This is a genomic window from Yersinia hibernica (assembly GCF_004124235.1).
Taxonomy (GTDB): Bacteria; Pseudomonadota; Gammaproteobacteria; order Enterobacterales; family Enterobacteriaceae; genus Yersinia; species Yersinia hibernica.
On sequence record NZ_CP032487.1, the window covers coordinates 2,404,311 to 2,430,701 of the forward strand.

Genomic DNA, 26,391 nt, shown 5'->3' on the forward strand with positions numbered 1-26,391 from the left:
TCTGCCTTACAGGTGGAAATCGCCCTGATAGAGTTTCATATCCAGCGCAATGACCATTTGCTGATAGCGAATCATCACGCGGGTAAATAACATACCGACCAACATTGCTAGCGAGTGGTAGCCGATACGCAATGAGATATAGCCAAATCGCAGAGACTGCGCCTGTTGGATAGCCGCGGCCTCTTCAATCAAAATAAAGATAAAACGCCAAGTCAGCAGGATCTGCTCAGTGAGCAATCGCGGGGCATGGCAGCGCTTCAATATTTGGATAAGCTGCGGAAAAGGCGTGTTAAGCACAAACCAAAACGTCGCCGCCAATGCCGCCAAACTGCGCCACAGTGTTTGATTAGCGGTCGCTAAGCCGACTCTATCAATCCCCAGCCACCAATGACCCATTTGTACCCCCCACCATAAACTCTCCGGTTGGCGGGAAAGCGATAACACAATGGTCACCAGCCCCACCAACAAGAAAGAGAGCGGTAGCGCCAACCAGCGTAAATAACGCCTCGGCCCCACCCGCAGCAAGTAGCAGGTCAGCCCGGCGATAAACACGAGCAGCAATGCTTGATACATCGGCGGGCTAAGCATGGCCAATAATAGGAAAACGCCATATAACACCAGTTTTCCCATGGGATCGACCTGTCGCCAGCGGCTTTGATAACTTAGTTTATCAATCCCCAGCATGCTCACCGCGTTTCCCCCGGTAATAGCCTAAGATATAGAAAATCACCGCCGCCCCAATGGAACCTTGCAGGGTGAAGAGCAAACTTTCAATTTCGCCGCTGGCCGGCTCATACAAAGGCTGGAACCAGGGTTGGTAATGGGGTGCTGTTGCCTGGATCAAGGTTTCAGCTTCACCATCTGAGCCACCGTATTCACCACCGTGATTAATAAAGAACGGCATTATGACCAGAGCGATAACCATCGCCAGCAAAATAAGTGTCTTTTTCATGTTAATGTGTCTCCGCGTGAATTAACTGGCGTTTAGTTAATTGGTCATAAATCATCACCGTCAGCAGCCCTTCGGCAATGGCAATCGGGATCTGGGTAATGCAGAACACCCCCATAAATTTGACCACCGAGCCACTGACACCAAATTGTGGGTCTGGAAAGGCCAAACCGAGCTGTACCGAGGTGACAAAATAGGTGGTTAAGTCCGCCAGCATGGCACAGAGGAATACCCCAACATCACGGCGCAACCCGGCCTTACAGGCCAATTTCCAGACCAGATAGCCCACCACCGGCCCAATGACCGCCATTGACATGCCATTCGCCCCTAAGGTCGTCAAACCGCCGTGTGCCAATAATAGCGCTTGGAACAGCAGCACAATCGCGCCCAACACCGCCACCACGACCGGCCCAAACAGAATGACCGCCAGCCCGACACCGGTTGGATGTGAGCAACTGCCGGTCACTGAGGGAATTTTCAACGCAGATAACACGAAAATAAAAGCGCCGCACAGCGCCAGCAGCACTTTTTGATTACTGTCTTCAGAGACAATCTGTTTTAAGCGCACCAGCCCCATAAACAAGCACGGCAGGAACAGTATCCACCAGGCCAAGGCCCACATTGGCGGTAAAAACCCCTCCATGATGTGCATCGCAAAAACATCATTGGGTGCCAGTGTTAGCAGGATGGCGATGGCCACTCCGCTATATGAAAGTTTCTTTAACTCTTTTTCCATTTCCATTAGTTGCTCCAATCACTTTGGATATCGGTTAAAAAACTGAACGGTTCATTATTTTTAACTTACTGTTATTAAATAACTAATTTCTGCTTATTCACTAAAATAGTCGAGAAATAGGGCAATGGCTGGTCAGCGGCAATGGTATCTAACTGACGCCAGCACACTTCCCCGGGCAATGAGGCTTCCGACATCAGGAGCGCATGTGGGAACAGGTTTAATCGGCCCAACAGCGCCTGAATTCGGGCGAAACGGCCATAAACTTTCATCAGCACCACACAGTCGTGGTCACGCAGTGCGCGCTCCAGTTCAATTTCCGGGGCAGTGCAAGACATAATCGCCAGTGACTGTTGCTCCATTGCCAGCGGTAAACCGGCGCGCGAGGCAATGGCAGCAAAGGAGGTCACGCCGGGTACAATTTCCAACCAATCTGGCCGACCAATACGTTCTAGCAAAAATACCCATGTGCTAAATAACATGGCGTCGCCAAGGGTGATAAACCCGACCTGACGGCCATTGGCAACTTCCGCCTGTAACTGTTGCGCCACCTCATCCCAAACTGCTTGTTTTTCGCGGTCATCAGCGCTCATCGGGAAATGGCAGCTGCGGATTTCGGTTTGGGGGGATAAATATTCCCGCACAATCGACAATGCCAGACTGTCGCCGCCCTTACGCCCCGCCGGGGCATACAGCACATCAAGCTTGCCGAGTAATCTGGCGGCTCGTACGGTGATTAAATCGCTGGCTCCGGGGCCAACTCCTAATGCATAAAGTCTGCCGCTCATTACGCCGCCTCCTGCTGTTTTTGTTGTAAAGCATGGTCTAAATGTTCGACAAACATCTGGCGAATCAAGGGGTTTTCCCCCAAACCTTGCAGCCATGACTGAGCACGGATGCCGGCAAGCTCCAGTTGTGATTGCCATGAATCCGGCTCATCAGAGGCCATGTCATTGATAGCGTGGTCACCGGCCACCAACATCAATGGCATTAAGTGAACTTTGCGCACCCCCTGCTGCTGTAAGCGGGTAATGATCTGACTGATTTCCGGGTAACTTTCGACGGCACCGACCAAGGCGGGGAAGTTCAGAGAGGTCATTAAATGGTCCAGGCAAGCATAAGCCGAAAAGGCATAGTGACTGGCACCGTGGCCCATAAATACCACGCGCTCATCAGCCGCCAGTGGGGGCATTTGCGCCTGGAGCGCCACCAGTAATTGCTGATAATCGGCAAAACGACTCAACAGCGGCGTACCCAATACCAAGTGGTGGAAACATTCACTGAAGCTGCGCACTTCATTAGCCACTTTCTCGTATTCATCGCCATTAATGACATGCAAAGATTGAATAGCCACATCCTGGTAGCCTTGCTCAGCCAAGAGTTTCAGTGCTTCTCGCGGGTTATTGATAAGCAGGCCATCGCGTTTGCGCAGCTTGCGAATAATCATTTCTGATGTAAATGCACGGAACACATCACGATCGCTGTAAGCCGCAGCCAATTGCTGCTCACAGGCATCAATATTCTTTTGCCGGGTGTGTGCGTAACTGGTGCCGAAACTGATGACCAACAGTGCCTTTTTCATTTTATTGTCCTCGTTGTTGCTGCCAGTGCATCAGATGCTGGGTAACTTCATCCAATGAAGTCACTGGTTGCCCAATGCCCCCCAACACCACTGTGGCCGGGCGTAGCACCACAATGCAGGGAATATTCAATGCCAGACAGGGAGCCACTTTTTCCTGATAACCACCTTGTGCGCCCGATTCTTTGGTGATGACCACATCCGGCCCGCAAAACTCATACAATGCTTGATTGAATTGCATGCTAAATGGCCCGCGCAGTGCAATAATCTGATCCACCCCCAATCCCAGCGCCTCACATTGGCTCAATACTTCTGCTGTTGGCAGCACCCGCACGAATAAGGTTTTACCTATCAATTGCTGCTGATACTCAGCTAACTGCTTACTGCCAGTCGTCAGCAACACTCGCGGCCCCAGCCGCTGTGCTACAGCGCAGGCGGCCGCAATGCTGTCCACTTTGTAGAGCAGGGGGTGATTGAGCGCTTCAATTTCACTGGGGCGCAGATAGCGGGTTAGCGCCACATTAGCTTGCCGGCAAGCGGTAGCCACATTGTCACTGAGCAAATCAGCATAGGGATGCGAAGCATCAATCACCCACAATAGGTGTCTATTGATAAGGAAATCAGCCATCTCGGCCGCATCCATCCGCCCTACCAATATCTCGCCGCCAATATCCCCCGCCAGTTGTTTGCCAGCATCGGTGGCAACCGATAGGCTGTAGCGCTCGCCTGCGCTGTCCAGTAATTGACAAATCAGCCGCGCATCACTGGTGCCACCAAAGATATGGATCGGCGGATAATCCTTGCTCATAGCGCATCGCCCATCATAATGAATAGCCCCGCGGAGTAATCATCAGCCCGTGACGACAATAAGTGGCCTGATTTCCCACAATCACCAAACTGGTCATGTCTACCGGCTCATAATCCATGGCTGCCAGAGTGGTTAACCATTTTTCCTGCTTTTTACGCCCTGCCGCTTTCACCACGCCGACCGGTGTTTCAGCTTTTTTCCACGGCTGCATTAACTCAAATGCCCGCGCCAAGTGCCCTTCACGGCCACGGCTGCGTGGGTTATAGAAACAGATAACAAAATCTGCCTGCGCCGCCGCGATAATGCGCTTTTCAATCACCGCCCATGGCGTCATCAAATCACTCAGGCTGATGTGACAAAAGTCATGCATCAGCGGCGCGCCGAGCAGTGAGGCCGCAGCAATGCTGGCGGTAATCCCAGCCACCAGCCGCACCTCTAGGTCAAGCTGTTGCTGTGTAACCAGCTCCAGCACTAAGCCCGCCATCCCATAAATACCCGCATCACCACTGCTGATAAGCGCCACGTTATGGCCCGCCATGGCCAGATCAATGGCCGCCTGACAGCGCTCAATCTCTTTACACATGCCAGTTTTAATCACCTGTTTATCTAGGGTCATGGACTTAACCAAATGGGTATAGGTTTTATAACCGACGATAATTTCCGCCTCGCGAATAGCGGCGATAGCGTCCTGGGTCATCATCGATTCACTGCCCGGCCCGATGCCAATCACGGTTAACATTAATGCGATACTCCCAAAGTGATGGTGACGCCCTGCTGGCGCAGAGTATTGCCAACCAATTTACCGTCACTCATTAGCCAGGCGACGGGTTGTGAAACGCTGCCGACACCCACCGTTTGGCGGACAAAATCAGAAGCAGGGAAACGTTGCTCATGGCGGCTCAGTTCGCCGACACTAAACAGTTCAAACGGCACCCGCCAGCACTGAGCCAATTGGTGTAGCGCCGGTTCGTCTTTCTTGATAGTGACACTGCCAATAGCGCGCAATGCCATGATATCGAAATGATTTTCTGCCATTTGCTGTTGCAGCAATTCAACCAATGTTTGCAGTGACGTCGCACGGCGGCAGCCAATGCCCGCCACCACCCGGCGCGGCACCAGCTTGTAAACAGGTAATGGCAGTGGCGGCAGAGTGTCACGCAGGGTGATGCACACTAAAGCGTCCAGTTGCGGCAATGCATCCAGAGAATCAACCGGGATAAACCCGCGGGTATCGCAGCGCGCGCGTTCAACCCGCAGAGGGGTATCCCACCACAACCCAACTTTTTGGCTGCTAACCAGCATTTGATTGACCACTTTGACTGCGTGACGGAAATCCTGCATTTCGGCATCCAACTGGGTTGCCAAGGTGTCCAGCGCGGCCATCTCGTTAACATCGGTGGCGGTGGTTATCACCGGGTCTGCCCCCAAAAGGCCCGCCAGATAGCGAGTTAGTGTATTTGCCCCCCCCACGTGACCCGACAATAAACTGATTACGTGTTGCCCGCGCTCATCAATCACCACCACCGCAGGGTCGGTCATTTTGTCCTTAACTAATGGCGCAATAACCCGAACGGTCAGGCCGATAGCCCCCACCACCACCAGCGCCGAATACTGTTTAAACGCCTCGCGTAGGGTATCGCCAAAACTGCCGTTGAACGGCAAAAAGCCCGGCTCCAGTAGCTTGTCACTGGTAAAACAGGTCAGCGGTAAATGGGTTTGCAAACGCCGCGCCAGCCGCACGCCACCGGGCGTCAAGCAAAAAACGGCGATAGATTCAGGCTTGACGATATTCATGGCTGAACCCCGCATCATAGAGTTTGGAATAGTGGTATTCATCGCCAAGGAATGCCCCCACCAAAATCAGTGCAGTTTTATGAATCGCCGCCGCCTGAACCAACTCGGCGATATCGGCCAATGTGCCGCGTACCGTGCGGCTTTCCGCCCATGTCGCTTTGTACACTACGGCGACCGGCGTATTGGCGGGATAGCCACCGGCAATTAAACGCTCGGCAACGCGGTCCATTTCTTGTACTGACAAGAAGATAGCCATTGACGTTTGGTGGGCCGCAAAAGCTTCCAGTTGTTCCAATGGCGGCATCGGGGTGCGCCCCTCAATCCGGGTGATAATCAAACTTTGCGCCACTTCCGGGACGGTATATTCCACACCCAGTTGCGCCGCCGCACCCAAGAAAGCACTGACCCCCGGCACCGAGACAAAGCCAATGCCATGTTCACCCAAGACCTCGCCCTGCTCACGAATCGAGCCGTACAAAGAGAGGTCGCCGGTTTGCAACCGCACCACCAATTTGCCCGCGCGCACGCCATCCACCATCAGCGTAATGATTTGCTCCAAATTCAAACCCGCGCTGTCGTGGCACTCCGCTTGGGGGGAGCAATACGCCAGCAATTCGGTGTTGATAAGCGACCCGGCATAAATGACTACCTGTGCCTGTTGCAGCAGGCGGTAACCTTTTAAGGTAATCAGCTCTTTGTCACCCGGCCCGGCCCCAACAAACCAGACTTTTTGCGTATCCCATGTTTGTGTAACCGCTGTCGATACGGCATTAGGCTGCTCAGACATTGCTCGCCTCCTTGTGGCAGGAAATAAGATAAGTAGGATTATTCGGTTTAAAATAGTGCCCGCTGCCCAGAGGGGTTAGAGTGGCGAGTTGCAATTGCACACAATCCAACTCGCTGACGGCGCAGGTCTGTAAATGGCTTAATGCTTCATTGAGGTTATTGAGTAAAATAAAGGTCAGAACCAGGCGGCCACCGGGATTGAGCATCATCAGCGCCCAGTCGATAAGCTCCGTTAAATGGCCACCGCTGCCGCCGATAAAAATGGCATCGGCTTTATCCGCCAATGGCTGTGGCGCGATGCCCGCGATGATGGCCACATTGCTGCACCCCAACCGCTGACGGTTTTCATCAATTAATTCAAGGGCAGCCGGATTGCGCTCAATGGCGCTCACCCGTAAATGGGGGAAACGCAGCGCAGCCTCCAACGCCACACTGCCGGTTCCGGCACCGACATCAATTAGGTGAATGGCACTCGGCAATTCCAATCGCTCCAAGGCCAATGCCCGCACCGCTTCTTTGGTCATCGGGACTTTTTGCCCGCGTAAGAACAATTCATCTTTCATTGAGGATAACCACCACATTCATGTCATAACGGGCTGCCACTTGATCGGCCGGCAGGCGGTGGATGCGCTCGTTGGATTGCGAAAGGTTTTCACCAATAATTAGGGTGCGAGATAGGCCACGTTGGTGCAGCGCATCGGCAATGGCCCGTGGGCCAATAATTCCATCGGTCACCATCGCCACTTTGTCGTGCTGGAAAATCCAGTCAAAATCCGGTTCGCGGCCATGGCTGCTGGTGAGGAAAAGGTCATTCATGTCCAGCGCGACTTTGGCGCACAAATATTGAATTGCGCTGATGCCGGGGACGATCTGCAACTCCTCGGCGCTGAAGTTCGCTGCCAATAATTTCCCGATGCCATACAGCAGAGGATCACCGGAGGCCAAGACCACAATGGCGCGATTTTTGTTGCTATCCAGCCACTCTAATAACCCCAGCAGATCAGAATCCAGTAAGCGCGACTCTTTGCTATTGCCACTGAATGTTGCCAAGTGGCGTTTACCACCAATCAGCACCTCGGCTTGGTTAATAACCCGCCGCGCTTGCGCAGTCAGATACTGAGTATCACCGGGGCCAATACCCACCACAGTAATCATCGGAGCGCCTCCACAATCTCATCCAGTGGCCGGCTACTGCCCAGCACCTGATTATCAAAAGAGAATAAAATGGCGTCACACTGGGGTGGATTAACGGAAAAACGCATCATTTCAGCGACCCGTTCACAAATGCGCACCGCAATGCGCGAATACACCTGCTGCCAGCCCTGTTCGGCAATTAACTCCATTGCCGCTTCTGTGGTATCGCACTGATTAACTTCAAGTAATAACGCATGCGGCGCGCCCAGTAAGGCCAGATGCGCCACCAGCGTTTCCATCCGTCCGTCCGCAATATGGCTGTGAGTGTGAAAAATACCGGCGGCCACTTTGACTAATTTGCCGGGGTGCCCCACTAACAGGACGTGGCGAAAGCCCAGCCGCACTGTTTCTTGCAACATATAACCGACGAAATTACTCATGGTGACCACCCGCTGACTATCGAGGCCCAGATGGTCGCGAACAAAACGCTCGCCGTGATTCCCCGGCACCAAAATAACGCGATCTTCACCCGCCGCCCGTTTCATCTCCAACTCCAGCGCCAATGAGCGTTTCCAGCTCTCTTCTGACATCGGCGTCACAATGCCGGTGGTGCCGATGATGGAAATGCCGCCCAGAATCCCCAACCGCCCGTTGTAGGTTTTCTTTGCCCGTTCTTCCCCTTCTGGCGCGAAAATTTCTATCTCTGCACCGCGTAGTGGGCCGATGACCTCGCGCACAGCGGCTTCGATAGTCTGGCGTGGGGTGCGATTAATGGCGCTGCTGCCCAGCGGCAGACCAATTCCTTTGCGGGTGACCGTCCCCACCCCTTCACCACCACGGAGGGTAATCTCCGTAAGTTCAGTGAGTGTCACGCGGGCAAAAATCAGCATGCCGTGGGTGGCATCAACATCATCACCGCCGTCTTTGCGAATCGCCGCAGTTGCCTGCTGGCCTTCAATCAAAGGCTGCTCAACATTCAAACACAGGGTGATGCCAGAGGGAGTGACAATAGAAATCTGATCAATCACTTGCTGGCGCAACACCATCAGTGCGGCCACCTTCGCCGCCGCCGTGGCACAAGAACCGGTGGTGTAGCCTTTGCGGTATTGCTTGCCATTATGCCAAATGCTGTCTAATGGCTGGTTTTGCTGCATAATGTCAGCACTGGTCAGACTGTCACTCATACCGCCCCCCGTAACTGGTAGAGGATGGCATTGACAATGGCCGCTGCCACATTACTGCCCCCTTTGCGCCCCAGTGCGGCAATGCAGGGCAAATCACTGTCAACTAGCGCATCTTTGGATTCTGCCGCCCCGACAAAACCGACCGGCACACCGATAACCGCCACCGGCGTGGCTTGCCGCTCCAATAAGCGGAATAACGCGGTTGGCGCATTGCCGAAGACAAATAGCTGTTCACCGGGTTCTGCCAACGCAACATCCACCGCCGCCATCGAGCGGGTAATACCCTGTATTGGCGCACTTTCTACCACGCGAGGGTCACTGATATAGCAGCGGCATTCACAGCCCATCTGCTTGAGCAGGGTTTTATTGATGCCCGACATCGCCATGGTGGTATCGGTGTATAAGGTACACCCCCGGCTGATAGCCTTCGCAATACGGCTCAATACCTCCGGTGAAAAATGCAGAATATCCAGCCAGTCAAAATCGGCTGTGGTGTGGATAACCCGTTTGATAACCGCTTCATGCATCTCACTGACAAACACATAATCGGGCCGTTCATGGGCAATAATGTCACCAATAATAGCAAAGCTGTTTTGCTCGATTTCTTGTGGATTCTTTATATAGCTCATGGGGTTATCCTTATCAAATCCCGGCCAACAGCAGCCTAGCCAATGCGAATAGTAAAAGAGCCAATAACGACGCCATCGTCATCAAATGGATGCTGCGCGGGATATCACTCAGGGCCACGTCACGCCGCGCATCACCCATCCAGGGTTTTTCTACTCGCTCACCAAAATAGTCATTTGGGCCGCCCAAGCGGATACCCAGCGCACCCGCCACCGTGGCTTCTGACCAAGCACAATTCGGGCTGGAATGCTGATAACGATCACGCCAGCCAATGCGCAGCGCCTGCCGATAATCGGCCTGAATCAGCCAGGCGGCGGCACTCAGTAGCAACCAACTCAAGCGTGCTGGAACCCAATTTGCCAAGTCATCCATGCGCGCCGAGACATACCCGATCGACCGATATTTCGGTGTTTTGTATCCCACCATCGAATCAAGGGTATTGACCGCTTTGTAGGCCATTGCCAACGGCGCACCGCCCAACATTAAGAAAAACAGCGGTGCAATCACGCCATCAACACTGTTCTCCGCCACGGTTTCCACCACGGCGCGGGTAATTTGCGGTTTTTCCAGTTGCGAAGTATCCCGCCCGACAATCCATGACAGTTTTTCGCGACTTTGCGCCAATGACCCCTGCTGTAGCGCAGTAAACACCAACAGTGCCGCGTCACTCAAACAGCGCCCGGCCAGCAAGGTGTAAATCATCCACACTTGCGCCAGCCAGCCGAGCCACGGGTTAATCGCTGTCATCAGCCATAAAAACCCCCAACTGGTCAGCCCGGTGATACCGACCACCAGCAACCACAGCACCGCCCCGCCCCACTTCAGCGCCCGCTCACTGCGGCAGACTGCGCGGATGACTCGTTGCAGTTGAGTAATCAGGTTGCCAATCCAGCGCACCGGATGCGGCCAGTGCGGCGGGTCACCCAGCCAATGGTCCAATAAGAAAGCAACAAACCATGCGCTCAGGGTCATAGCACACTCCGGGCGGCAGTCAGCCAGCCATCCAGTAAACCGGGGCGTTGAGCAAAGTGAATATGCAGGTAGCTGGCCTGAGTCCGTTTTACTTGATAGCCACTGCGCCAGCGCTGGATAACTGCACCATCGCGCCACTTGCTGCTATCAAAAACTGGCGTCAATGGGCTGGTAAAATCGGAGTAATGGAATTCATGACCGCGTAAAATCTCGCCTTGTGCTGCCAATAACGTGTCACTGTTGGCCTGTGCTTGGCAGTAGCCAAAGCGGGTTAAACGTTTTCCCATCCGGCTGTCACCGGCCAAGATTCCTACCATCGAATGGCGTTGCCCATTCTCATCAGTTAAACCTTCGCCCAGATACATCAAGCCGCCGCATTCGGCATACAGCGGGATTTGCTGCCGGTGGGCTTGCTGTAATGCGGCATGCATCGCGGTATTAGCGGCCAACACCGGGGCGTGGATTTCCGGGTAACCGCCCCCCAGATAAATCATCTGGCAGGCGGGCAAATGGCGGTCATGTAGGGGGCTAAAACGTTGGATGCGCACCCCGGCTTGCTCTAGCAAATCCAAGTTATCGGGATAGTAAAAATTAAAAGCTTCATCTTCGGCTAAGGCCAATGTTAGGCCATCAGCCAAGGCCTGCGGGGGTAATGCGGGCGGGGTGCCCACCGGGAGTTCAGTGGCAGAAGTCAGAGCCAGCAATCTGTCCAGATCGATAAATTCTTCAACCTGCTGAGCCAGCCGTTGCCAACGTGGGTCGCTATCTGGCTGTTTGCCAGTTGGTCCGCCGCGCTCTTGCGCCGGAATCAACCCTAAGTGGCGCGATGGCAATGCCACATCTTCCATCACCGGCAAACGACCCAATACTGGAATGCCGCAATAGTGTTCTATGGCATGGCGAATAAGTTGATAGTGATTATCTGAATTGACGCGGTTAACAATCACGCCTGCAATGTGGAGATTAGGATCAAATTGGCAAAAACCGAGCACGGTGGCGGCAACCGAGGTTGATACGGCCTTGCCATCAACTAACAAGATAACCGGGCAGCCCAACTGTTTGGCCATCGCCGCACTGCTGCAATAATCAGGATCAGTCCCATAGCCGTCATACAACCCCATGACGCCTTCAATCACCGCAACATCGGCATGGCACATATGCTGGTTATACAACCCATTGAGGGTAGCGGATGGCAGCATAAAGGCATCGAGGTTGCGCGAAATTACGCCACTGACGGCGGTATGCCAGCCAGTATCCAGATAATCCGGCCCGACTTTGAAAGGTTGCACCGACAATCCACGCGCCATCAGCGCCCGCAAAATACCCAGCGTGACAGTAGTTTTACCGCATCCACTGCCGGTGCCTGCGATGATAAATGCTTGTTTGCCTGAGTGTTGCATAAAAAAATCCCGCCATTTCAAGCGGGATTTGCAGGGTCAAAAAGGTGCAGTTACGCAACGACACCGCTGCGCGCATCTGATGACAACCCGCTTCCCACCGAAGGAGTTGAAACTCTTTTACTGATTTGGCAGGTCTTCTGGCTTAGCTTCATCCTCCCCCGCTACCTTCCCAATCCTATGGATCAGTGGTCTCAGCGGGTTCGTCAGCATCACAGCAGCGGGGGCTGCGGGGGATTGTCACCCCCTTCCCAATCGTGACTTTAGTGCAAGTACACGACATAACCATTTCAGTAACTGAAATTATCTAATTACAGTAGACTCTGTTATTAATTTCTTTTCTTACTATGTAATTTATCTCTTTATTTACACTGTTATAACAGGCCATTTATTAATTGATAGCCTGATAGAATTCCTTAAAATTAATATACGCCTTTCTGATCGGAAAAAATGGTTAATTTTATTTTTTGCGAATAATTTTTTTGCTAAACCATAACAAATAATTGTCACTGAATATGATTATTAACCATTAAAAACAATAAGTTATGATGACATTTTAGTTAAAAAAAACAGCAATAAATTGCCATTATTTATTTTATATTATTAATACTAGGTTTAATTTTTAAATAGATAATCTTGAGTGAATAGCATGACCAATTGATATTAGATCAATAACTGTCATTCCATTTCGCTACGCTCAGAAGAAAGCGAGCGAAATACCTGCGGTGTCACATTGTAAGTCTGACGGAACACTTTGCAGAAATAGCTGGTCTGGGAAAAACCTAAATTCTTGGCAATACTGGCAATGCTCCAGTCACTGTGTTGCAACATCTCACGGGCATTAGCCATCCGCTGCTGATTGACCCAGGCATTAAAGCCGATGCCCTGATATTTTTTAAACAATTTGCTGAAGTAGTAAGGGCTGAGATAAACCTTCGCGGCCACTTCTTCCAACCGCAATTCTTCCGATAAATGTGTGTCAATATAGCGCAATGCTTTCTTCATTTTACTGTCGTGGGGGTGAACCGGGCGTATTCTACCCGGTTCTTTGCTGCCCATATTGTCATTGATAACCACAAAGTTGAGATGCTTTTTGAGGCAATTCTCCACAATCAACTTCAGTAAATCCGCTGAAGCAATCACCCGAGAAAAATCCATAATGGGCACATTGTGGAATTCATCCATCAGTGCCGGATTCTGTTGCCAGTGATTATCAACACTAAGGATATCAATTAAGTAAACATCCGAATGTAGCCGCACCTGACCGCATAGCACAAACCCGACCAAATGGCCGGCGATAACTAACGGGATAGAGAAATCCGTTAGCCCGGCGTGGCAACGGTAAATGCAAGGCTCATTGGATTTTGAGGCTTCAAGGCCACCACAGCGATCACTCATTCGGCAACGCAGGTGGTTAACCGGGTCTTGGCGCATCAATTGACAAAATGGGGTGAAGTTAAAGAGGTCAGAAATTTCTTCGCCGTGAATATTCACCACGACCACAGCCAGCCCGGTTGCCTGAGCAAAATCCTGCGCGATTTTATTTATGAGCTCTGAGTTTAGAGAACTGGCAGAAATCATGATAAAACCTCTCAGTTAATTTTAATTTATTGTTATTAAGTTTCGTTTGTTACTATAAATCATCCCTGTAATGAACAATGTGTTGCTGCTTTGTTATATTTTCATTCCTATTTGCAATGTGGAAAACCCATATCCCTGTCGAGGTTTGTGCTTTAGTGAAATGAAGGAAAATAACAATTCACTTTACCAGAGTCATAATCAACAGGGGACTATAATCAGTCTATTAACCAGAATAGATCACGAAATTCCCTCATCTTAATACCTATTTGCAGTCCCAAGATGAGGAAATCATCATTAATTTTTAATAGCCTAATTTACTATTTCTTCATCATCCAACTTACAGGTCTTGCACGGCAGGTTTTTACCAATAAAGAAGCGGTAAACAGCTGCACCCAAGCAAGCACCAATAATAGGGGCCACAATAGGAACGATGAAATAAGGAATATCACGACCACCGGTCATCGCGAGTTTCCCCCACCCGGCAAAGAAAGTAAATATTTTAGGGCCAAAATCACGCGCGGGGTTCATAGCAAAACCGGTTAATGGGCCAGTCGCCGCACCAATCACCGCCACCAGAATACCAATTAAAAGCGGCCCTAATGCCCCACGAGGAACACCATTGCCATCATCCGTCAATGCCATAATCAGCCCCATCAAAATTGAGGTAATAATGATTTCAACAAATGCGGCTTGCCATACACTAATAGCCGGTGATGGGAAGGTACTGAAAATACTGGCCAGTTGCAGACTATCCAAACTGCCGCGCACCATCTGATGTGCCGTTTCAAAATCAGTGAATAAATTGTGATACAGCATATAAGACAGCGCCGCACCACCAAAAGCCCCGGCAATTTGCGCAACACTGTAAGGAATAACTTTACGGCCTGGGAAGCAGGCAAACAGCCATAAAGCAATGGTGATGGCTGGGTTAAGATGAGCACCAGAAATCCCGGCAGTCAAATAGACGGCCAGTGAAATTCCAAGCCCCCACACAATACAGATTTCCCACAAGCCAAAACTAGCACCGGCCACTTTCATTGCCGCCAAGCAACTAATACCAAAAAATAAAAACAGCCCGGTGCCAAGAAATTCTGCCATACACTGGGCTTTGAGTGAGTCGTTCATAGGGTTACCCTGCTTGAAGTTATTATGATTAATACGTTGTGTTCAGTAATGCACGGCCCTTGACTCAACCACTATAAAGAGACAGAAAATGAAAGTGTTGTCGTAATCTGCCATTCATTAAACAAAAACTAGAGTTTCAATAACAAATTATTGCTATTGCGTCGTCATAAAACAACCGCAATGCCCTGAGAATAAACCAGTTAGAACTGAATTTAATAATGTGACTTTCTTGCCATTTATTCTTTCTATTATTGTTATCAAGCTCGCAGTTTCTCATTTTATGTGAGCCAACTCTTCCTTTATGTTAATGCGCGCAAATACCAAAGATAATATCGCCTGTCACCACTTAAATTTTAATTTTGAATCTGCCATAGCCAATTATTGTCACTCATCAATTATTAAATAGACTTAAAAAATAATAAGTTAATGTTTATGGTGACAATATTTTGTTATTTCGTCGCTAACCATTCTCGCCAGTAAATTCATTACAGCCATTCTTTTTCATTGCTTGTTTGTATATTCAATTCCAGCACGAACCTGACAACGTTATTTCTGAACATGACAATCCAAGCCAGAACACGGCATCTGATATTCCGTCGAGGTATTTATGCAACAAGAAGCACTAGGAATGGTGGAAACCAAAGGGTTGACCGCTGCCATTGAAGCTGCTGACACCATGGTGAAATCGGCCAATGTGACGTTGGTAGGCTATGAAAAAATTGGCTCCGGCCTGGTCACTGTCATCGTACGTGGTGACGTCGGGGCGGTAAAAGCGGCGACTGATGCTGGCGCAATTGCAGCCGCTAACGTGGGGGAAGTGAAATCTACCCATGTCATCCCACGTCCACACACCGATGTTGAGAAATTTTTACCCAAGGGAAATAGCCAATGAAAAGCAATGACCTGGTCGACCAAATTATGGCGCAGGTGATAGCAAAAGTCGGTGAACACGCTCCGGCGTCTTCTGCACCATCATTTGATAAACCATCATTCAATAAACAACCATCCTATAAACAACGAGATACGGCTATGGCTGAGAAAACTTGCAGTTTAACGGAATTTGTTGGAACCGCGATCGGTGACACGGTCGGACTGGTAATCGCCAACGTCGATAGCGCCTTACTAGATGCAATGAAGCTCGAAAAACGTTATCGCTCCATTGGTATTTTGGGCGCTCGCACTGGCGCTGGCCCGCACATCATGGCGGCGGATGAAGCAGTAAAAGCCACCAATACCGAAGTGGTCAGCATTGAATTACCACGCGATACCAAGGGTGGCGCTGGCCATGGTTCGCTGATTATTTTCGGTGGCGATGACGTTTCTGACGTCAAACGTGCGGTGGAAGTAGCACTGAAAGAGTTGGACCGGACTTTCGGCGATGTTTACGCCAATGAAGCGGGCCACATTGAATTGCAATACAGCGCCCGCGCCAGTCATGCATTAGAAAAAGCTTTCGGCGCACCGCTGGGGCGCTCTTGTGGTGTGATTGTCGGCGCACCGGCATCCATCGGTGTTTTGATGGCCGATACCGCCGTTAAATCCGCCAATGTTGATGTGGTGGCTTACAGCTCACCGGCACAGGGCACCAGTTTTAGTAACGAAGTGATTCTGGTTATCTCCGGTGACTCTGGCGCGGTTCGCCAGGCTGTGATTTCTGCCCGTGAGATCGGCAAAACGGTATTAGCCACCTTAGGCGCTGAACCGAAAAATGACCGCCCTTCTTATATCTGATGCCACAGTGAGGCTGTTTCATGAAATCGAAAAGATTTGAAGCATTGGCAAAACGCCCGGTTAATCAGGACGGTTTTGTCAAAGAGTGGATCGAAGAAGGCTTTATTGCCATGGAAAGCCCGAACGACCCAAAACCATCCATCAAAATTGTGAACGGCGTGGTGACTGAGCTCGACGGCAAGCCACAAAGCAGTTTCGACCTAATTGACCACTTTATCGCCCGCTACGGTATCAATCTAGAGCATGCGGAAGAAGTGATGAAGATGGATTCCGTCAAGTTGGCCAATATGCTGTGTGACCCCAATGTGTCGCGCCGCACCATTGTGCCGCTGACGACCGCCATGACACCGGCCAAAATCGTCGAGGTGGTTTCCCACATGAATGTGGTGGAAATGATGATGTCGATGCAGAAAATGCGCGCCCGTCGTACCCCATCACAGCAAGCCCACGTCACCAACGTGAAAGATAACCCGGTGCAAATTGCCGCCGACGCCGCCGAGGGTGCATTCCGCGGTTTTGATGAGCAAGAAACCACCGTGGCGGTAGCCCGCTACGCACCATTCAATGCTATTGCGCTGTTGGTTGGCTCGCAAGTGGGCCGCCCAGGAGTTTTGACTCAATGTTCTTTGGAGGAAGCCACTGAGCTGAAACTGGGGATGCTGGGCCACACCTGTTACGCGGAAACCATTTCAGTTTATGGCACTGAGCCGGTATTTACCGACGGCGACGATACCCCATGGTCAAAAGGTTTCCTGGCCTCTTCCTATGCATCACGCGGCTTAAAAATGCGCTTTACCTCCGGTTCCGGCTCCGAAGTTCAAATGGGCTACGCCGAGGGAAAATCCATGCTGTATCTGGAAGCGCGCTGCATTTATATCACCAAAGCCGCCGGGGTTCAGGGGCTGCAAAACGGCTCTGTCAGCTGTGTCGGCGTGCCATCAGCGGTGCCATCGGGCATTCGCGCCATTTTGGCGGAAAACCTGATTTGTTCGGCGCTGGATTTGGAATGTGCCTCCAGTAACGACCAGACCTTTACCCACTCAGATATGCGCCGTACCGCTCGTCTGCTGATGCAATTCCTGCCGGGTACTGACTTTATCTCCTCCGGTTATTCGGCGGTGCCGAACTACGACAACATGTTCGCCGGCTCCAACGAAGATGCCGAAGACTTTGACGATTACAACGTCATGCAGCGCGACCTGAAAGTGGATGGCGGCCTGCGCCCGGTATTGGAAGCGGATGTGGTGGCGATTCGCAATAAAGCTGCACGCGCTCTGCAAGCTGTATTTGCCGGAATGGGCCTGCCGCCTATCACTGACGAAGAGGTGATTGCGGCAACTTATGCCCACGGCTCAAAAGATATGCCAGAGCGCAATATCGTCGAAGACATCAAATTTGCTCAAGAAGTTATCAGCAAAAACCGCACCGGTCTGGAAGTCGTGAAAGCCTTGGCGCAAGGCGGCTTTGAAGATGTGGCGCAAGACATGCTCAACATCCAGAAAGCCAAGATTGCCGGTGACTACCTGCATACCTCGGCCATTATCAAAGGTGATAACCAGGTGCTGTCAGCGGTGAATGACGTCAATGACTACGCAGGGCCAGCTACCGGTTACCGGCTGGAAGGTGCACGTTGGGAAGAAATTAAAAATATTCCAAACGCGCTTGATCCAAATGAGCTTGGCTAAGGGGTTCACGAAATGGTGGATATTAACGAAAAACTGTTACGCCAAATTATTGAAGGCGTATTGCAGGAAATGCAGGGAGACCAGAATACCGTCTCCTTTAAGCAAGAGACCCAAGCTGCGCCAACGGCAACCGCCGTGGCTTCAGGGGATTTTCTCACTGAAGTGGGGGAAGCGCGTCCAGGCACCCAGCAGGATGAAGTCATTATTGCTGTCGGCCCGGCATTTGGATTGTCGCAAACCGCCAATATCGTCGGGATACCGCACAAAAATATTCTGCGCGAAGTGATTGCCGGAATCGAAGAAGAAGGTATCAAAGCACGCGTCATCCGCTGCTTTAAATCCTCCGATGTGGCCTTTGTCGCAGTTGAGGGCAACCGCTTGAGCGGCTCGGGGATCTCTATCGGCATCCAGTCAAAAGGCACCACGGTGATTCACCAGCAAGGTCTGCCACCGCTCTCCAACTTAGAGCTGTTTCCACAGGCCCCACTGCTGACACTGGAAACCTATCGCCTGATTGGTAAAAACGCCGCCCGCTATGCCAAACGGGAATCACCACAACCGGTTCCGACCCTAAATGACCAAATGGCCCGGCCAAAATATCAGGCCAAATCCGCGATTCTGCACATTAAAGAAACCAAATATGTGGTGACTGGCAAGAATCCTCAGGAACTCCGGGTGGCGCTTTAACAAAGGAAAACACAATGAATTCCGAAGCTATTGAATCCATGGTTCGCGATGTGCTGAGCAAGATGAACAGCTTACAAGGCCAAACGCCAACTGCAGCTTGTGCTCCAGCGGTCAGTTCGCGCAGTGATGCCAAAGTCGCTGATTATCCGCTGGCGAATAAACACCCTGATTGGGTGAAAACCGCCACAAACAAAACGCTAGATGACCTGACATTGGCTAACGTGCTGAATGGCAGTGTGACTTCACAGGATTTACGTATTACCCCAGAAATCCTGCGTATTCAGGCATCTATCGCCAAAGATGCCGGTCGCCCACTGCTGGCAATGAACTTCGAACGTGCGGCCGAGCTGACCGCGGTGCCCGATGACAAGGTGCTGGATATCTACAACGCCCTGCGCCCATACCGCTCCAGCAAAGAAGAGTTACATGCCATCGCCGATGACTTGGAACAGACCTACAAAGCGATTATTTGCGCTGCTTTCGTGCGCGAAGCCGCCGTTTTGTATGTCCAGCGCAAGAAGCTAAAAGGCGACGATTAATTTGGCGATATCAAACGAAGGGAAATAGGTCGTTGGGGTCGTAGCGGCGTGAGCCGCCGGAGCGCCCCTAGACATATAGGCCCTTCGCTCACCTCGGCTAAATCAGTGGGGTGTTACTGTCAGCAACTTAAGGTAAGAGATATGGATTACATCGTCGGGGTAGACATCGGCAACTCATCAACAGAAGTCGCATTGGCACAATGCATGACTGATGGTCAGCTGCACTTTGTTACCAGCACCCTAACCGAAACCACCGGTATAAAAGGGACGCAACGCAACATTTTCGGCATTAATAAGGCGCTGAATTTGTTGGTGGAAAAGGCCGGTATTGCGCTCAGTGATATCAGTCTGATCCGTATTAACGAGGCAACCCCGGTAATTGGTGATGTGGCGATGGAAACTATCACTGAAACCATTATCACTGAATCCACCATGATCGGCCACAACCCGAAAACCCCCGGAGGGCTGGGGTTGGGGGTCGGGCTGACTATCACTCTTGATGAGCTGGTCACCCGTGACCCTGCCCAACCTTACATTCTGGTGGTGCCATCCGCAGTGGATTTTGCTGATGTCGCTGCGGTGGTTAATGCCGCCAGCGGTGCCGGATACCGCATTAGCGCGATTATCCTGCAACGCGATGATGGGGTTCTGGTCAGCAACCGCCTAAATAATCCACTGCCCATCGTCGATGAAGTGCTGCATATCGACCGCATTCCAATGGGCATGCTGGCGGCGGTTGAAGTTGCCATGCCAGGTCAGGTGATTGAAACCCTCTCTAACCCTTATGGTATTGCCACGGTCTTCGAACTCAGTGCCGAAGAAACCAAAAATATTGTTCCCGTGGCACGCGCGTTGATTGGCACGCGCTCGGCGGTAGTGGTGAAAACGCCAGAAGGGGATGTTAAAGCCCGCTCCATCCCGGCCGGGCATCTGGAGTTATTCGCCGATGGCCGTACTGTCCGCGTGGATGTTGCCACCGGAGCAGAGGCCATTATGACCGCAGTTAACCGCTTTCGGCATCTGGACAATGTGAGTGGCGAAGCGGGCACCAATATCGGCGGCATGCTCGAACACGTGCGCCAGACCATGGCGGAGCTGACCAACAAACCCACCAATGAAATCTTCATTCAAGACCTACTGGCCGTTGATACCGCCGTGCCAGTTAATGTCATTGGCGGGCTGGCGGGTGAGTTCTCGCTTGAGCAGGCGGTGGGTATCGCCTCCATGGTGAAATCTGATCGTCTGCAAATGGCGCATATCGCCAGTGAGATCGAAAAGACCCTGAACATTGATGTACAAGTCGGGGGGGCGGAAGCCGAAGCGGCGATACTCGGCGCGCTGACCACACCAGGGACAAGGCGGCCACTCGCCATCCTCGATTTGGGCGCGGGCTCTACCGATGCCTCCATTATCAATGCCCAAGGCCAAATCGTGGCAACCCATCTGGCCGGCGCTGGGGATATGGTCACGATGATCATTGCCTCTGAGCTGGATCTTCAAGACCGCTATTTAGCCGAAGACATCAAAAAATATCCATTGGCAAAAGTGGAAAGTCTATTCCATCTGCGCCATGAAGACGGCAGTGTGCAGTTCTTCCCACAACCGCTGCCGCCCGAGGTTTTTGCCCGATTAGTGGTCGTCAAACCCGAGGGGCTGGTGCCACTGCCGGGTGATTATGCACTGGAAAAAGTGCGCAATATCCGCCGCTCCGCCAAACAGCGGGTGTTCGTCACCAATGCGCTTCGCGCCCTACGCCAAGTCAGCCCGACCGGCAATATCCGCGATATCCCCTTCGTGGTGCTGGTTGGCGGCTCGTCGCTGGACTTTGAAATCCCGCAATTGGTCACCGACGCCCTCTCCCACTACAAGCTGGTGGCCGGTCGCGGCAATATTCGCGCCAGTGAAGGCCCACGTAATGCGGTGGCAACCGGGCTGATTCTGGCCTATCAGCGGGAGAGTGGCCGATGAACTTTTCCCATGATGCACCCGCCATTGTTATCAGCCTAACCTCGTCAATACCCGAGGCGGTCTGGCACCCGATATTACTGGGAATTGAAGAGGAGGGAATTCCCTGGCAATGGCAGCAAGACGACGAGGGTGATGCCGTACAACGCGCCTGGCAGGCGGCGACCCGCTCCCCATTATTAGTGGGGCTGGCGTGTTCTGCCGACGAAATCGTGCTGCATTTTCGCAATTTACCGCCCACCAGCCCGCTGTTTCGGCAAGCGTGGGCACAAGACTCAGACCCACTACGGCGGCTAGGCAACAATGCCGCCCGACTGGTGAAAGGTTTACCGTTTAAGTTATAGCCACAACCCATAAAAGGATAAATGAAATATGAACAACGCATTGGGCTTAGTTGAAACCAAAGGTTTAGTCGCTGCTATTGAGGCGGCTGACGCCATGGTCAAGTCTGCCAACGTACAGCTGGTGGGATACGAAAAAATCGGCTCTGGCCTGGTCACAGTGATGGTCCGTGGCGATGTCGGCGCAGTAAAAGCAGCGGTTGACGCCGGTTCTGTAGCAGCCAGCGCGGTGGGTGAGGTGAAATCTTGCCATGTTATCCCACGCCCGCACAGCGATGTAGAAGCCATTTTACCGACCTCTGCCTAAGGGTTAAGAAGAGGAACACAGCGTGAAAACGTCACTGGGTTTACTTGAAGTTAACGGTCTAGCGCTGGCGATAGGCGCGGCGGATGCCATGGCAAAAGCGGCATCCGTCACCCTTACCGGGATTGAAAAAACCAACGGTTCTGGCTGGATGTTAATCCGCCTGACCGGTGATGTGGCCTCGGTACAGGCGGCAATCAACAGCGGTGTCGCCCTTGCCCAACAACACCATGGTTTAGTCTCGCACGCAGTATTGGCCCGCCCGGCAGATGCGTTAATGGCGCATTGGCAAGCGCCCAAATGTGAGCCGATAGCCGCCAAAGCGCCAACCTTGAGCGAAGTTGCGCACGAGGTCGCCATCGAGGTTGTTATCTCTGAAGTGTCCGCCGATGAGCAGGCGGAGGTTGAAGAGGCAGCAGCCCCTCGGCCTGCCGCCACCGACGATGCCCCGGCAATAGCCTTGAACGCGGAAAAAAAGAGTGCAGAAAGTGAGGCCCAGCCGGCTGTGCGTGTGAGCTGCAATCTCTGCCTCGACCCGGCTTGCCGACGCCATAAAGGCGAGCCTCGCTTTCGCTGTATCCACTTAGGTAAACGAGGAAAAATCTGATGGAAAAAGCGTTACTGGAACCCGTTGTCAGTAAGATCCTCGACGAAATGCGTCTTCGTCCGATCCCACTTGGGGTTTCCAACCGACACCTGCACCTCGCGGTGCAGGACTACCAGCAATTATTTCCCAATCAGCCGCTGGTCGAGAAAAAAGCGCTGCTACAACCCGGCCAATTTGCCGCCGAACAGACGGTCACTTTGGTCGGGCCAAAAGGCAGTTTAAACAATGTTCGCATCCTGGGGCCATTACGCAGCCGCAGCCAAGTAGAAATTTCGCGCACCGACGCCCGCACTTTGGGTATCAATGCGCCGCTGCGCATGTCGGGTAATTTGGACGACACTCCGGCTATCCGCTTGGTCAGCCCATACGGCGAACTGGAGTTACCCCACGGCGTGATTGTGGCACTGCGGCATATCCATATGTCACCGCTGGACGCCCTTATCTATCGGGTCAAACACGGTGACCGAGTGCAGGTGGCAATCCAAGGCAGTGGTCGGCGGCTGATTATGGATGATGTGGTTATCCGCGTTTCACCCCAAATGAAACTGGAAATGCACATTGATACCGACGAGGCCAATGCGGCAGGTGCCGATGATCCGGCGGCATTTGCCACATTGTTAACGCCATCACAGGCAACGCAGCCATGAACTTAACGCAGGCACAAACCGAACAACTGGTCAGCCAGATTGTCACGCGGTTAGTTGAGCGCGAACGCCGGGTGCATACCTTGCTGCTGCCCCAGCTCCGCGCCGGGCTTGATCCTGCGCTATTCATCCACCATGCCACGCTGCATTTAATGTTGCCGGACTTGGCATTTATCTGCCGGTTAGCACAGTCCGACACCCGCTGCCCGGCGGTAGCGGCCCTGAACGAAGCATGGTCATGGGGCATGAAAGTGCATATCAGTTTGCAGCGCCAACTATTGCCAGCGCTGCCCGCTGCGGCACTGCGCCGTATGCCGCTGAGTTTCAGTGACAGCCAAGGCATGGCGGTACGGTTTTATGCAGGCCAGGTGTTGAGCTATCGCGATCTCGCCACACTCGACCCCGGCTGGTTGCTTATCGACCACCCTACGCTGGTGACACCGCTGGCAAAAGACCAGCTGTTAGCCCGTCACATTCAACTGTTAAGGCAGGAGTAAATCATGCAACTGGCCAGAGTGGTAGGTTCCGTGGTCTCAACGCAAAAATCGCCGACGCTGATTGGTAAGAAGCTGCTGTTAGTGCGCCGTGTGGCCGGTGATGGGTCACTGCCACCGGATAGCAACACGCCGGATGAAGTGGCGGTCGATTCAGTCGGTGCCGGCCAAGGCGAGTTAGTGTTGCTGTCCGGCGGTTCCAGCGCCCGGCGTGTTTTTGCCGAGCCAAATGATGCCATCGACCTGGCCATCGTCGCCATCGTCGATGAATGCTCTTACTGATTGCGCGGGTGATTTTATGAGTATCTATACCAAAACTGGCGATGCAGGCACCACCGCCCTATTCACTGGCCAACGGGTGAAAAAAAGTCACCCACGGGTAGAAGCCTACGGCACATTGGATGAACTGAATGCAGCCCTGAGTCTGTGTGCCCGTGCGGCACAGGGCGAGGAAAATCTTCAGCTACTGGACGCCGTACAGCACCAACTATTTTATTTCAGTGCTGAACTAGCCAGCGAGGGCATAGCAACGCCTCCCGCAGGGCGCAAAAGTATTCATGAGCAAGACATTCATGCGCTGGAACAGGCGGTAGACCGCTGCATGGCACAGTTACCACCGGTTCACAGTTTTATCCTGCCCGGTAATAGCGAGGCCGGCAGCCGCTTGCATTTTGCCCGCACCCTAGCACGGCGCTGCGAACGGCGGCTGATTGAGCTAGCAGAACAAATCCCGGTGCGCCCGGTGCTGTTGCAATACCTAAACCGGCTATCCGATTGCCTGTATGCACTGGCGCGTGATGAAGACCAGCGCCAACAATTGCAGCAAACCGCACAAACTGTCGTGGCCCGTTATTTGGCGGCAACCGAGCTGCCGTCTGTACCAATCGCTGCCACAGCGCCAGCCAATATTGCCACAGCAGAACTCGGATTTTCCGCGGTCCATCAGTTAGTTAAGCTGGCGGTTCATGCCGCGATGACATTACAAATTGCAGTGGTGGTGGCACTGACTGACCGCCACGGCAACATGATTATGACCTACCGCATGCCCAATGCCCTGCTGGTCAGCAGTGAGCTGGCACCGAAAAAAGCCTGGACCGCCGTGGCCTTAAAAACCGCCACCCATCAACTTAGCCATGCCATTCAGCCGGGGGCTGACTTATTCCAATTAGAGGCCAGCACCGGCGGCAAAGTGGTGAGTTTTGGCGGCGGTTACCCACTGTGGCGCGATGGCCAATTGGTCGGCGGGCTGGGGATCAGCGGCGGCAGCGTCGAACAAGATATGCACATTGCAGAAGCGGCCATATCGGCTTTACACCTGAGGAATGAATAATGAACACCAATGACCTTGAATCTCTCATTCGCACTATCCTCACCGAGCAACTGACGCCCGCACCTGCGTCTGCCTCCAGCGCTATTTTTGCCAGCGTGGATGAAGCAGTGAATGCCGCCCACCGCGCATTTTTGCGCTACCAACAAAGCCCGATGAAAACCCGCAGCGCCATAATTAGCGCCATCCGCGAACAGCTTAAACCACAGCTTGCATCTTTATCTGAGCGCGGTGCCAGTGAAACCGGCATGGGAAATAAAGAAGATAAATTCCTGAAAAATAAAGCTGCATTGGAAAACACCCCGGGGATTGAAGATTTATCGACCACTGCGCTTACCGGTGATGGCGGCATGGTGTTATTTGAATTCTCACCATTTGGGGTCATTGGTTCTGTTGCCCCCAGCACCAATCCAACCGAGACCATTATCAACAACAGCATCAGCATGCTAGCTGCCGGTAATGCGGTGTATTTCAGCCCGCACCCTGGAGCCAAAGCAGTATCACTGGATTTAATTGCCCAAATTGAAGAGATAGTTTTCACCAGTTGCGGCATCCGCAATCTGGTGGTGACGGTGCAAGACCCCAGCTTTGAAGCCACCCAACAGATGATGGCGCACGATAAAATTGCCTTACTGGCAATCACCGGTGGGCCGGGCATTGTGGCGATGGGAATGAAAAGTGGCAAAAAAGTGATTGGCGCCGGGGCCGGTAACCCGCCATGCCTGGTGGATGAAACCGCCGAATTAGTAAAAGCGGCGCAGGATATTGTGGCCGGTGCCTCCTTTGACAATAACCTGCCCTGCATTGCAGAGAAAAGTCTGATTGTGGTGGAGAGTGTTGCCGACCGCCTATTACAACAAATGCAAGCTTTCGATGCTTTATTAATCAGTGATCCGCAAGAGGTCGACAGCCTGCGCCAAGCCTGCCTGACACCACAGGGCCATGCTAATAAAAATCTGGTCGGTAAAAGCCCGGCAGAGTTACTGAAAGCCGCGGGGCTAACCTGCCCGGCGAAAGCACCGCGCCTGTTACTGGTTGAAGTGGCCGGTGACGACCCTCTGGTCACCACCGAGCAATTGATGCCGCTGTTGCCGGTGGTGCGGATAAAGGATTTTGATGCTGGCCTGACACTGGCATTGCAAGTGGAAGCAGGCTTGCATCACACCGCAACCATGCATTCGCAGAATGTTTCGCGCCTAAACCTGGCGGCGCGTCTGCTGCAAACCTCTATCTTTGTGAAAAATGGCCCGTCCTATGCTGGGATTGGCGTGGGTGGCGAGGGCTTTACCACCTTTACCATCGCCACCCCGACCGGAGAGGGCACCACCTCGGCGCGTACTTTTGCACGTCAACGCCGCTGTGTGTTGACCAACGGTTTCTCCATTCGCTGAGTGAGGT

General features: G+C 52.4%; 31 protein-coding genes and 1 riboswitch. Of the genes, 14 read left to right on the forward strand and 17 right to left on the reverse strand.

The window, feature by feature from the left end:
* Positions 1–6: 6 nt before the first annotated feature.
* From D5F51_RS11355 to pduF, 17 genes are all read right to left on the reverse strand, one after another.
* Positions 7–684 (reverse strand): energy-coupling factor ABC transporter transmembrane protein, encoded by a 678-nt coding sequence (locus D5F51_RS11355; RefSeq protein WP_129196815.1) that lies wholly within the window; start codon positions 682–684, stop codon positions 7–9.
* Positions 671–952, reverse strand: a complete 282-nt coding sequence (locus D5F51_RS11360; RefSeq protein WP_025377834.1) for an energy-coupling factor ABC transporter substrate-binding protein — start codon at positions 950–952, stop codon at positions 671–673. Before D5F51_RS11360 ends, D5F51_RS11355 begins: the two co-directional genes overlap by 14 nt.
* A 1-nt stretch (position 953) precedes the next feature.
* Positions 954–1,691, reverse strand: coding sequence for a cobalt ECF transporter S component CbiM (gene cbiM, locus D5F51_RS11365; RefSeq protein WP_025377833.1), 738 nt, complete (start codon positions 1,689–1,691; stop codon positions 954–956).
* A gap of 68 nt (positions 1,692–1,759) precedes the next feature.
* Positions 1,760–2,470: a cobalt-factor II C(20)-methyltransferase gene (locus D5F51_RS11370; protein WP_025377832.1), complete on the reverse strand. Its 711-nt coding sequence runs from the start codon at positions 2,468–2,470 to the stop codon at positions 1,760–1,762.
* Positions 2,470–3,264 (reverse strand): sirohydrochlorin cobaltochelatase, encoded by a 795-nt coding sequence (cbiK, locus tag D5F51_RS11375; protein WP_025377831.1) that lies wholly within the window; start codon positions 3,262–3,264, stop codon positions 2,470–2,472. Before cbiK ends, D5F51_RS11370 begins: the two co-directional genes overlap by 1 nt.
* 1 nt (position 3,265) lies before the next feature.
* Complete coding sequence (locus D5F51_RS11380; RefSeq protein WP_129196817.1) at positions 3,266–4,069, reverse strand: cobalt-precorrin-6A reductase; 804 nt, start codon at positions 4,067–4,069, stop codon at positions 3,266–3,268.
* A 13-nt stretch (positions 4,070–4,082) separates the two neighbouring features.
* The gene (locus tag D5F51_RS11385; protein WP_087769161.1) at positions 4,083–4,808 is read right to left on the reverse strand and encodes a precorrin-3B C(17)-methyltransferase; all 726 of its coding nucleotides are present in this window, start codon (positions 4,806–4,808) and stop codon (positions 4,083–4,085) included.
* Positions 4,808–5,863: a cobalt-precorrin 5A hydrolase gene (gene cbiG, locus D5F51_RS11390; protein ID WP_025377829.1), complete on the reverse strand. Its 1,056-nt coding sequence runs from the start codon at positions 5,861–5,863 to the stop codon at positions 4,808–4,810. The genes D5F51_RS11385 and cbiG overlap by 1 nt, the downstream gene beginning before the upstream one ends.
* Positions 5,844–6,650, reverse strand: coding sequence for a cobalt-precorrin-4 methyltransferase (locus tag D5F51_RS11395; protein WP_025377828.1), 807 nt, complete (start codon positions 6,648–6,650; stop codon positions 5,844–5,846). The genes cbiG and D5F51_RS11395 overlap by 20 nt, the downstream gene beginning before the upstream one ends.
* A complete protein-coding gene (locus D5F51_RS11400) occupies positions 6,643–7,212 on the reverse strand; it encodes a decarboxylating cobalt-precorrin-6B (C(15))-methyltransferase (protein ID WP_129196819.1) in 570 nt (189 codons plus the stop codon). The genes D5F51_RS11395 and D5F51_RS11400 overlap by 8 nt, the downstream gene beginning before the upstream one ends.
* Positions 7,202–7,804: a cobalt-precorrin-7 (C(5))-methyltransferase gene (locus D5F51_RS11405; RefSeq protein ID WP_129196821.1), complete on the reverse strand. Its 603-nt coding sequence runs from the start codon at positions 7,802–7,804 to the stop codon at positions 7,202–7,204. The genes D5F51_RS11400 and D5F51_RS11405 overlap by 11 nt, the downstream gene beginning before the upstream one ends.
* The gene (cbiD, locus tag D5F51_RS11410; protein WP_391592383.1) at positions 7,801–8,937 is read right to left on the reverse strand and encodes a cobalt-precorrin-5B (C(1))-methyltransferase CbiD; all 1,137 of its coding nucleotides are present in this window, start codon (positions 8,935–8,937) and stop codon (positions 7,801–7,803) included. Before cbiD ends, D5F51_RS11405 begins: the two co-directional genes overlap by 4 nt.
* Positions 8,938–8,963: 26 nt before the next feature.
* Positions 8,964–9,596 (reverse strand): cobalt-precorrin-8 methylmutase, encoded by a 633-nt coding sequence (locus D5F51_RS11415; RefSeq protein WP_025377824.1) that lies wholly within the window; start codon positions 9,594–9,596, stop codon positions 8,964–8,966.
* Positions 9,597–9,609: 13 nt separating this feature from the next.
* Positions 9,610–10,566 carry an adenosylcobinamide-phosphate synthase CbiB gene (gene cbiB / locus D5F51_RS11420; protein WP_129196825.1) on the reverse strand — a complete coding sequence of 319 codons (957 nt, stop codon included), beginning with the start codon at positions 10,564–10,566 and terminating at the stop codon, positions 9,610–9,612.
* Complete coding sequence (locus D5F51_RS11425; protein ID WP_087769160.1) at positions 10,563–11,966, reverse strand: cobyrinic acid a,c-diamide synthase CobB; 1,404 nt, start codon at positions 11,964–11,966, stop codon at positions 10,563–10,565. Before D5F51_RS11425 ends, cbiB begins: the two co-directional genes overlap by 4 nt.
* Positions 11,967–12,076: 110 nt before the next feature.
* Positions 12,077–12,268: riboswitch (cobalamin riboswitch) on the reverse strand.
* A 373-nt stretch (positions 12,269–12,641) separates the two neighbouring features.
* Entirely contained in the window at positions 12,642–13,544 is a 903-nt protein-coding gene (gene pocR / locus D5F51_RS11430; protein ID WP_025377822.1) for a transcriptional regulator PocR, read from the reverse strand.
* A 309-nt stretch (positions 13,545–13,853) separates the two neighbouring features.
* Positions 13,854–14,669: a propanediol diffusion facilitator PduF gene (pduF, locus tag D5F51_RS11435; protein WP_129196827.1), complete on the reverse strand. Its 816-nt coding sequence runs from the start codon at positions 14,667–14,669 to the stop codon at positions 13,854–13,856.
* A gap of 607 nt (positions 14,670–15,276) precedes the next feature.
* Here pduF and pduA point away from each other — a divergent pair.
* From pduA to D5F51_RS11505, 14 genes are all read left to right on the forward strand, one after another.
* Positions 15,277–15,561: a propanediol utilization microcompartment protein PduA gene (pduA, locus tag D5F51_RS11440; protein ID WP_004090398.1), complete on the forward strand. Its 285-nt coding sequence runs from the start codon at positions 15,277–15,279 to the stop codon at positions 15,559–15,561.
* Complete coding sequence (gene pduB / locus D5F51_RS11445; RefSeq protein ID WP_129196829.1) at positions 15,558–16,400, forward strand: propanediol utilization microcompartment protein PduB; 843 nt, start codon at positions 15,558–15,560, stop codon at positions 16,398–16,400. The genes pduA and pduB overlap by 4 nt, the downstream gene beginning before the upstream one ends.
* Positions 16,401–16,420: 20 nt before the next feature.
* Positions 16,421–18,085, forward strand: a complete 1,665-nt coding sequence (gene pduC / locus D5F51_RS11450) for a propanediol dehydratase large subunit PduC (RefSeq protein WP_025377820.1) — start codon at positions 16,421–16,423, stop codon at positions 18,083–18,085.
* A gap of 15 nt (positions 18,086–18,100) precedes the next feature.
* Positions 18,101–18,772, forward strand: a complete 672-nt coding sequence (locus D5F51_RS11455; RefSeq protein ID WP_025377819.1) for a propanediol/glycerol family dehydratase medium subunit — start codon at positions 18,101–18,103, stop codon at positions 18,770–18,772.
* A gap of 14 nt (positions 18,773–18,786) precedes the next feature.
* The gene (gene pduE, locus D5F51_RS11460) at positions 18,787–19,311 is read left to right on the forward strand and encodes a propanediol dehydratase small subunit PduE (RefSeq protein ID WP_129196831.1); all 525 of its coding nucleotides are present in this window, start codon (positions 18,787–18,789) and stop codon (positions 19,309–19,311) included.
* Between the two features lie 141 nt (positions 19,312–19,452).
* On the forward strand, positions 19,453–21,279 hold the full coding sequence (locus D5F51_RS11465; protein ID WP_129196833.1) for a diol dehydratase reactivase subunit alpha: 1,827 nt from the start codon (positions 19,453–19,455) through the stop codon (positions 21,277–21,279).
* The gene (locus D5F51_RS11470; RefSeq protein ID WP_129196835.1) at positions 21,276–21,620 is read left to right on the forward strand and encodes a glycerol dehydratase reactivase beta/small subunit family protein; all 345 of its coding nucleotides are present in this window, start codon (positions 21,276–21,278) and stop codon (positions 21,618–21,620) included. The genes D5F51_RS11465 and D5F51_RS11470 overlap by 4 nt, the downstream gene beginning before the upstream one ends.
* A 28-nt stretch (positions 21,621–21,648) precedes the next feature.
* On the forward strand, positions 21,649–21,924 hold the full coding sequence (gene pduJ, locus D5F51_RS11475) for a propanediol utilization microcompartment protein PduJ (protein ID WP_087769155.1): 276 nt from the start codon (positions 21,649–21,651) through the stop codon (positions 21,922–21,924).
* A 22-nt stretch (positions 21,925–21,946) separates the two neighbouring features.
* Entirely contained in the window at positions 21,947–22,528 is a 582-nt protein-coding gene (locus D5F51_RS11480; protein ID WP_129196837.1) for a BMC domain-containing protein, read from the forward strand.
* On the forward strand, positions 22,528–23,175 hold the full coding sequence (locus D5F51_RS11485) for a phosphate propanoyltransferase (RefSeq protein ID WP_129196839.1): 648 nt from the start codon (positions 22,528–22,530) through the stop codon (positions 23,173–23,175). The genes D5F51_RS11480 and D5F51_RS11485 overlap by 1 nt, the downstream gene beginning before the upstream one ends.
* Entirely contained in the window at positions 23,172–23,669 is a 498-nt protein-coding gene (pduM, locus tag D5F51_RS11490; protein ID WP_087769152.1) for a microcompartment protein PduM, read from the forward strand. Before D5F51_RS11485 ends, pduM begins: the two co-directional genes overlap by 4 nt.
* A 3-nt stretch (positions 23,670–23,672) precedes the next feature.
* On the forward strand, positions 23,673–23,948 hold the full coding sequence (locus D5F51_RS11495) for a EutN/CcmL family microcompartment protein (RefSeq protein ID WP_004699362.1): 276 nt from the start codon (positions 23,673–23,675) through the stop codon (positions 23,946–23,948).
* Positions 23,949–23,964: 16 nt separating this feature from the next.
* A complete protein-coding gene (locus D5F51_RS11500; protein WP_129196841.1) occupies positions 23,965–24,996 on the forward strand; it encodes a cob(I)yrinic acid a,c-diamide adenosyltransferase in 1,032 nt (343 codons plus the stop codon).
* Complete coding sequence (locus D5F51_RS11505) at positions 24,996–26,384, forward strand: aldehyde dehydrogenase family protein (RefSeq protein WP_129196843.1); 1,389 nt, start codon at positions 24,996–24,998, stop codon at positions 26,382–26,384. The genes D5F51_RS11500 and D5F51_RS11505 overlap by 1 nt, the downstream gene beginning before the upstream one ends.
* The last annotated feature ends 7 nt before the right edge of the window (positions 26,385–26,391 follow it).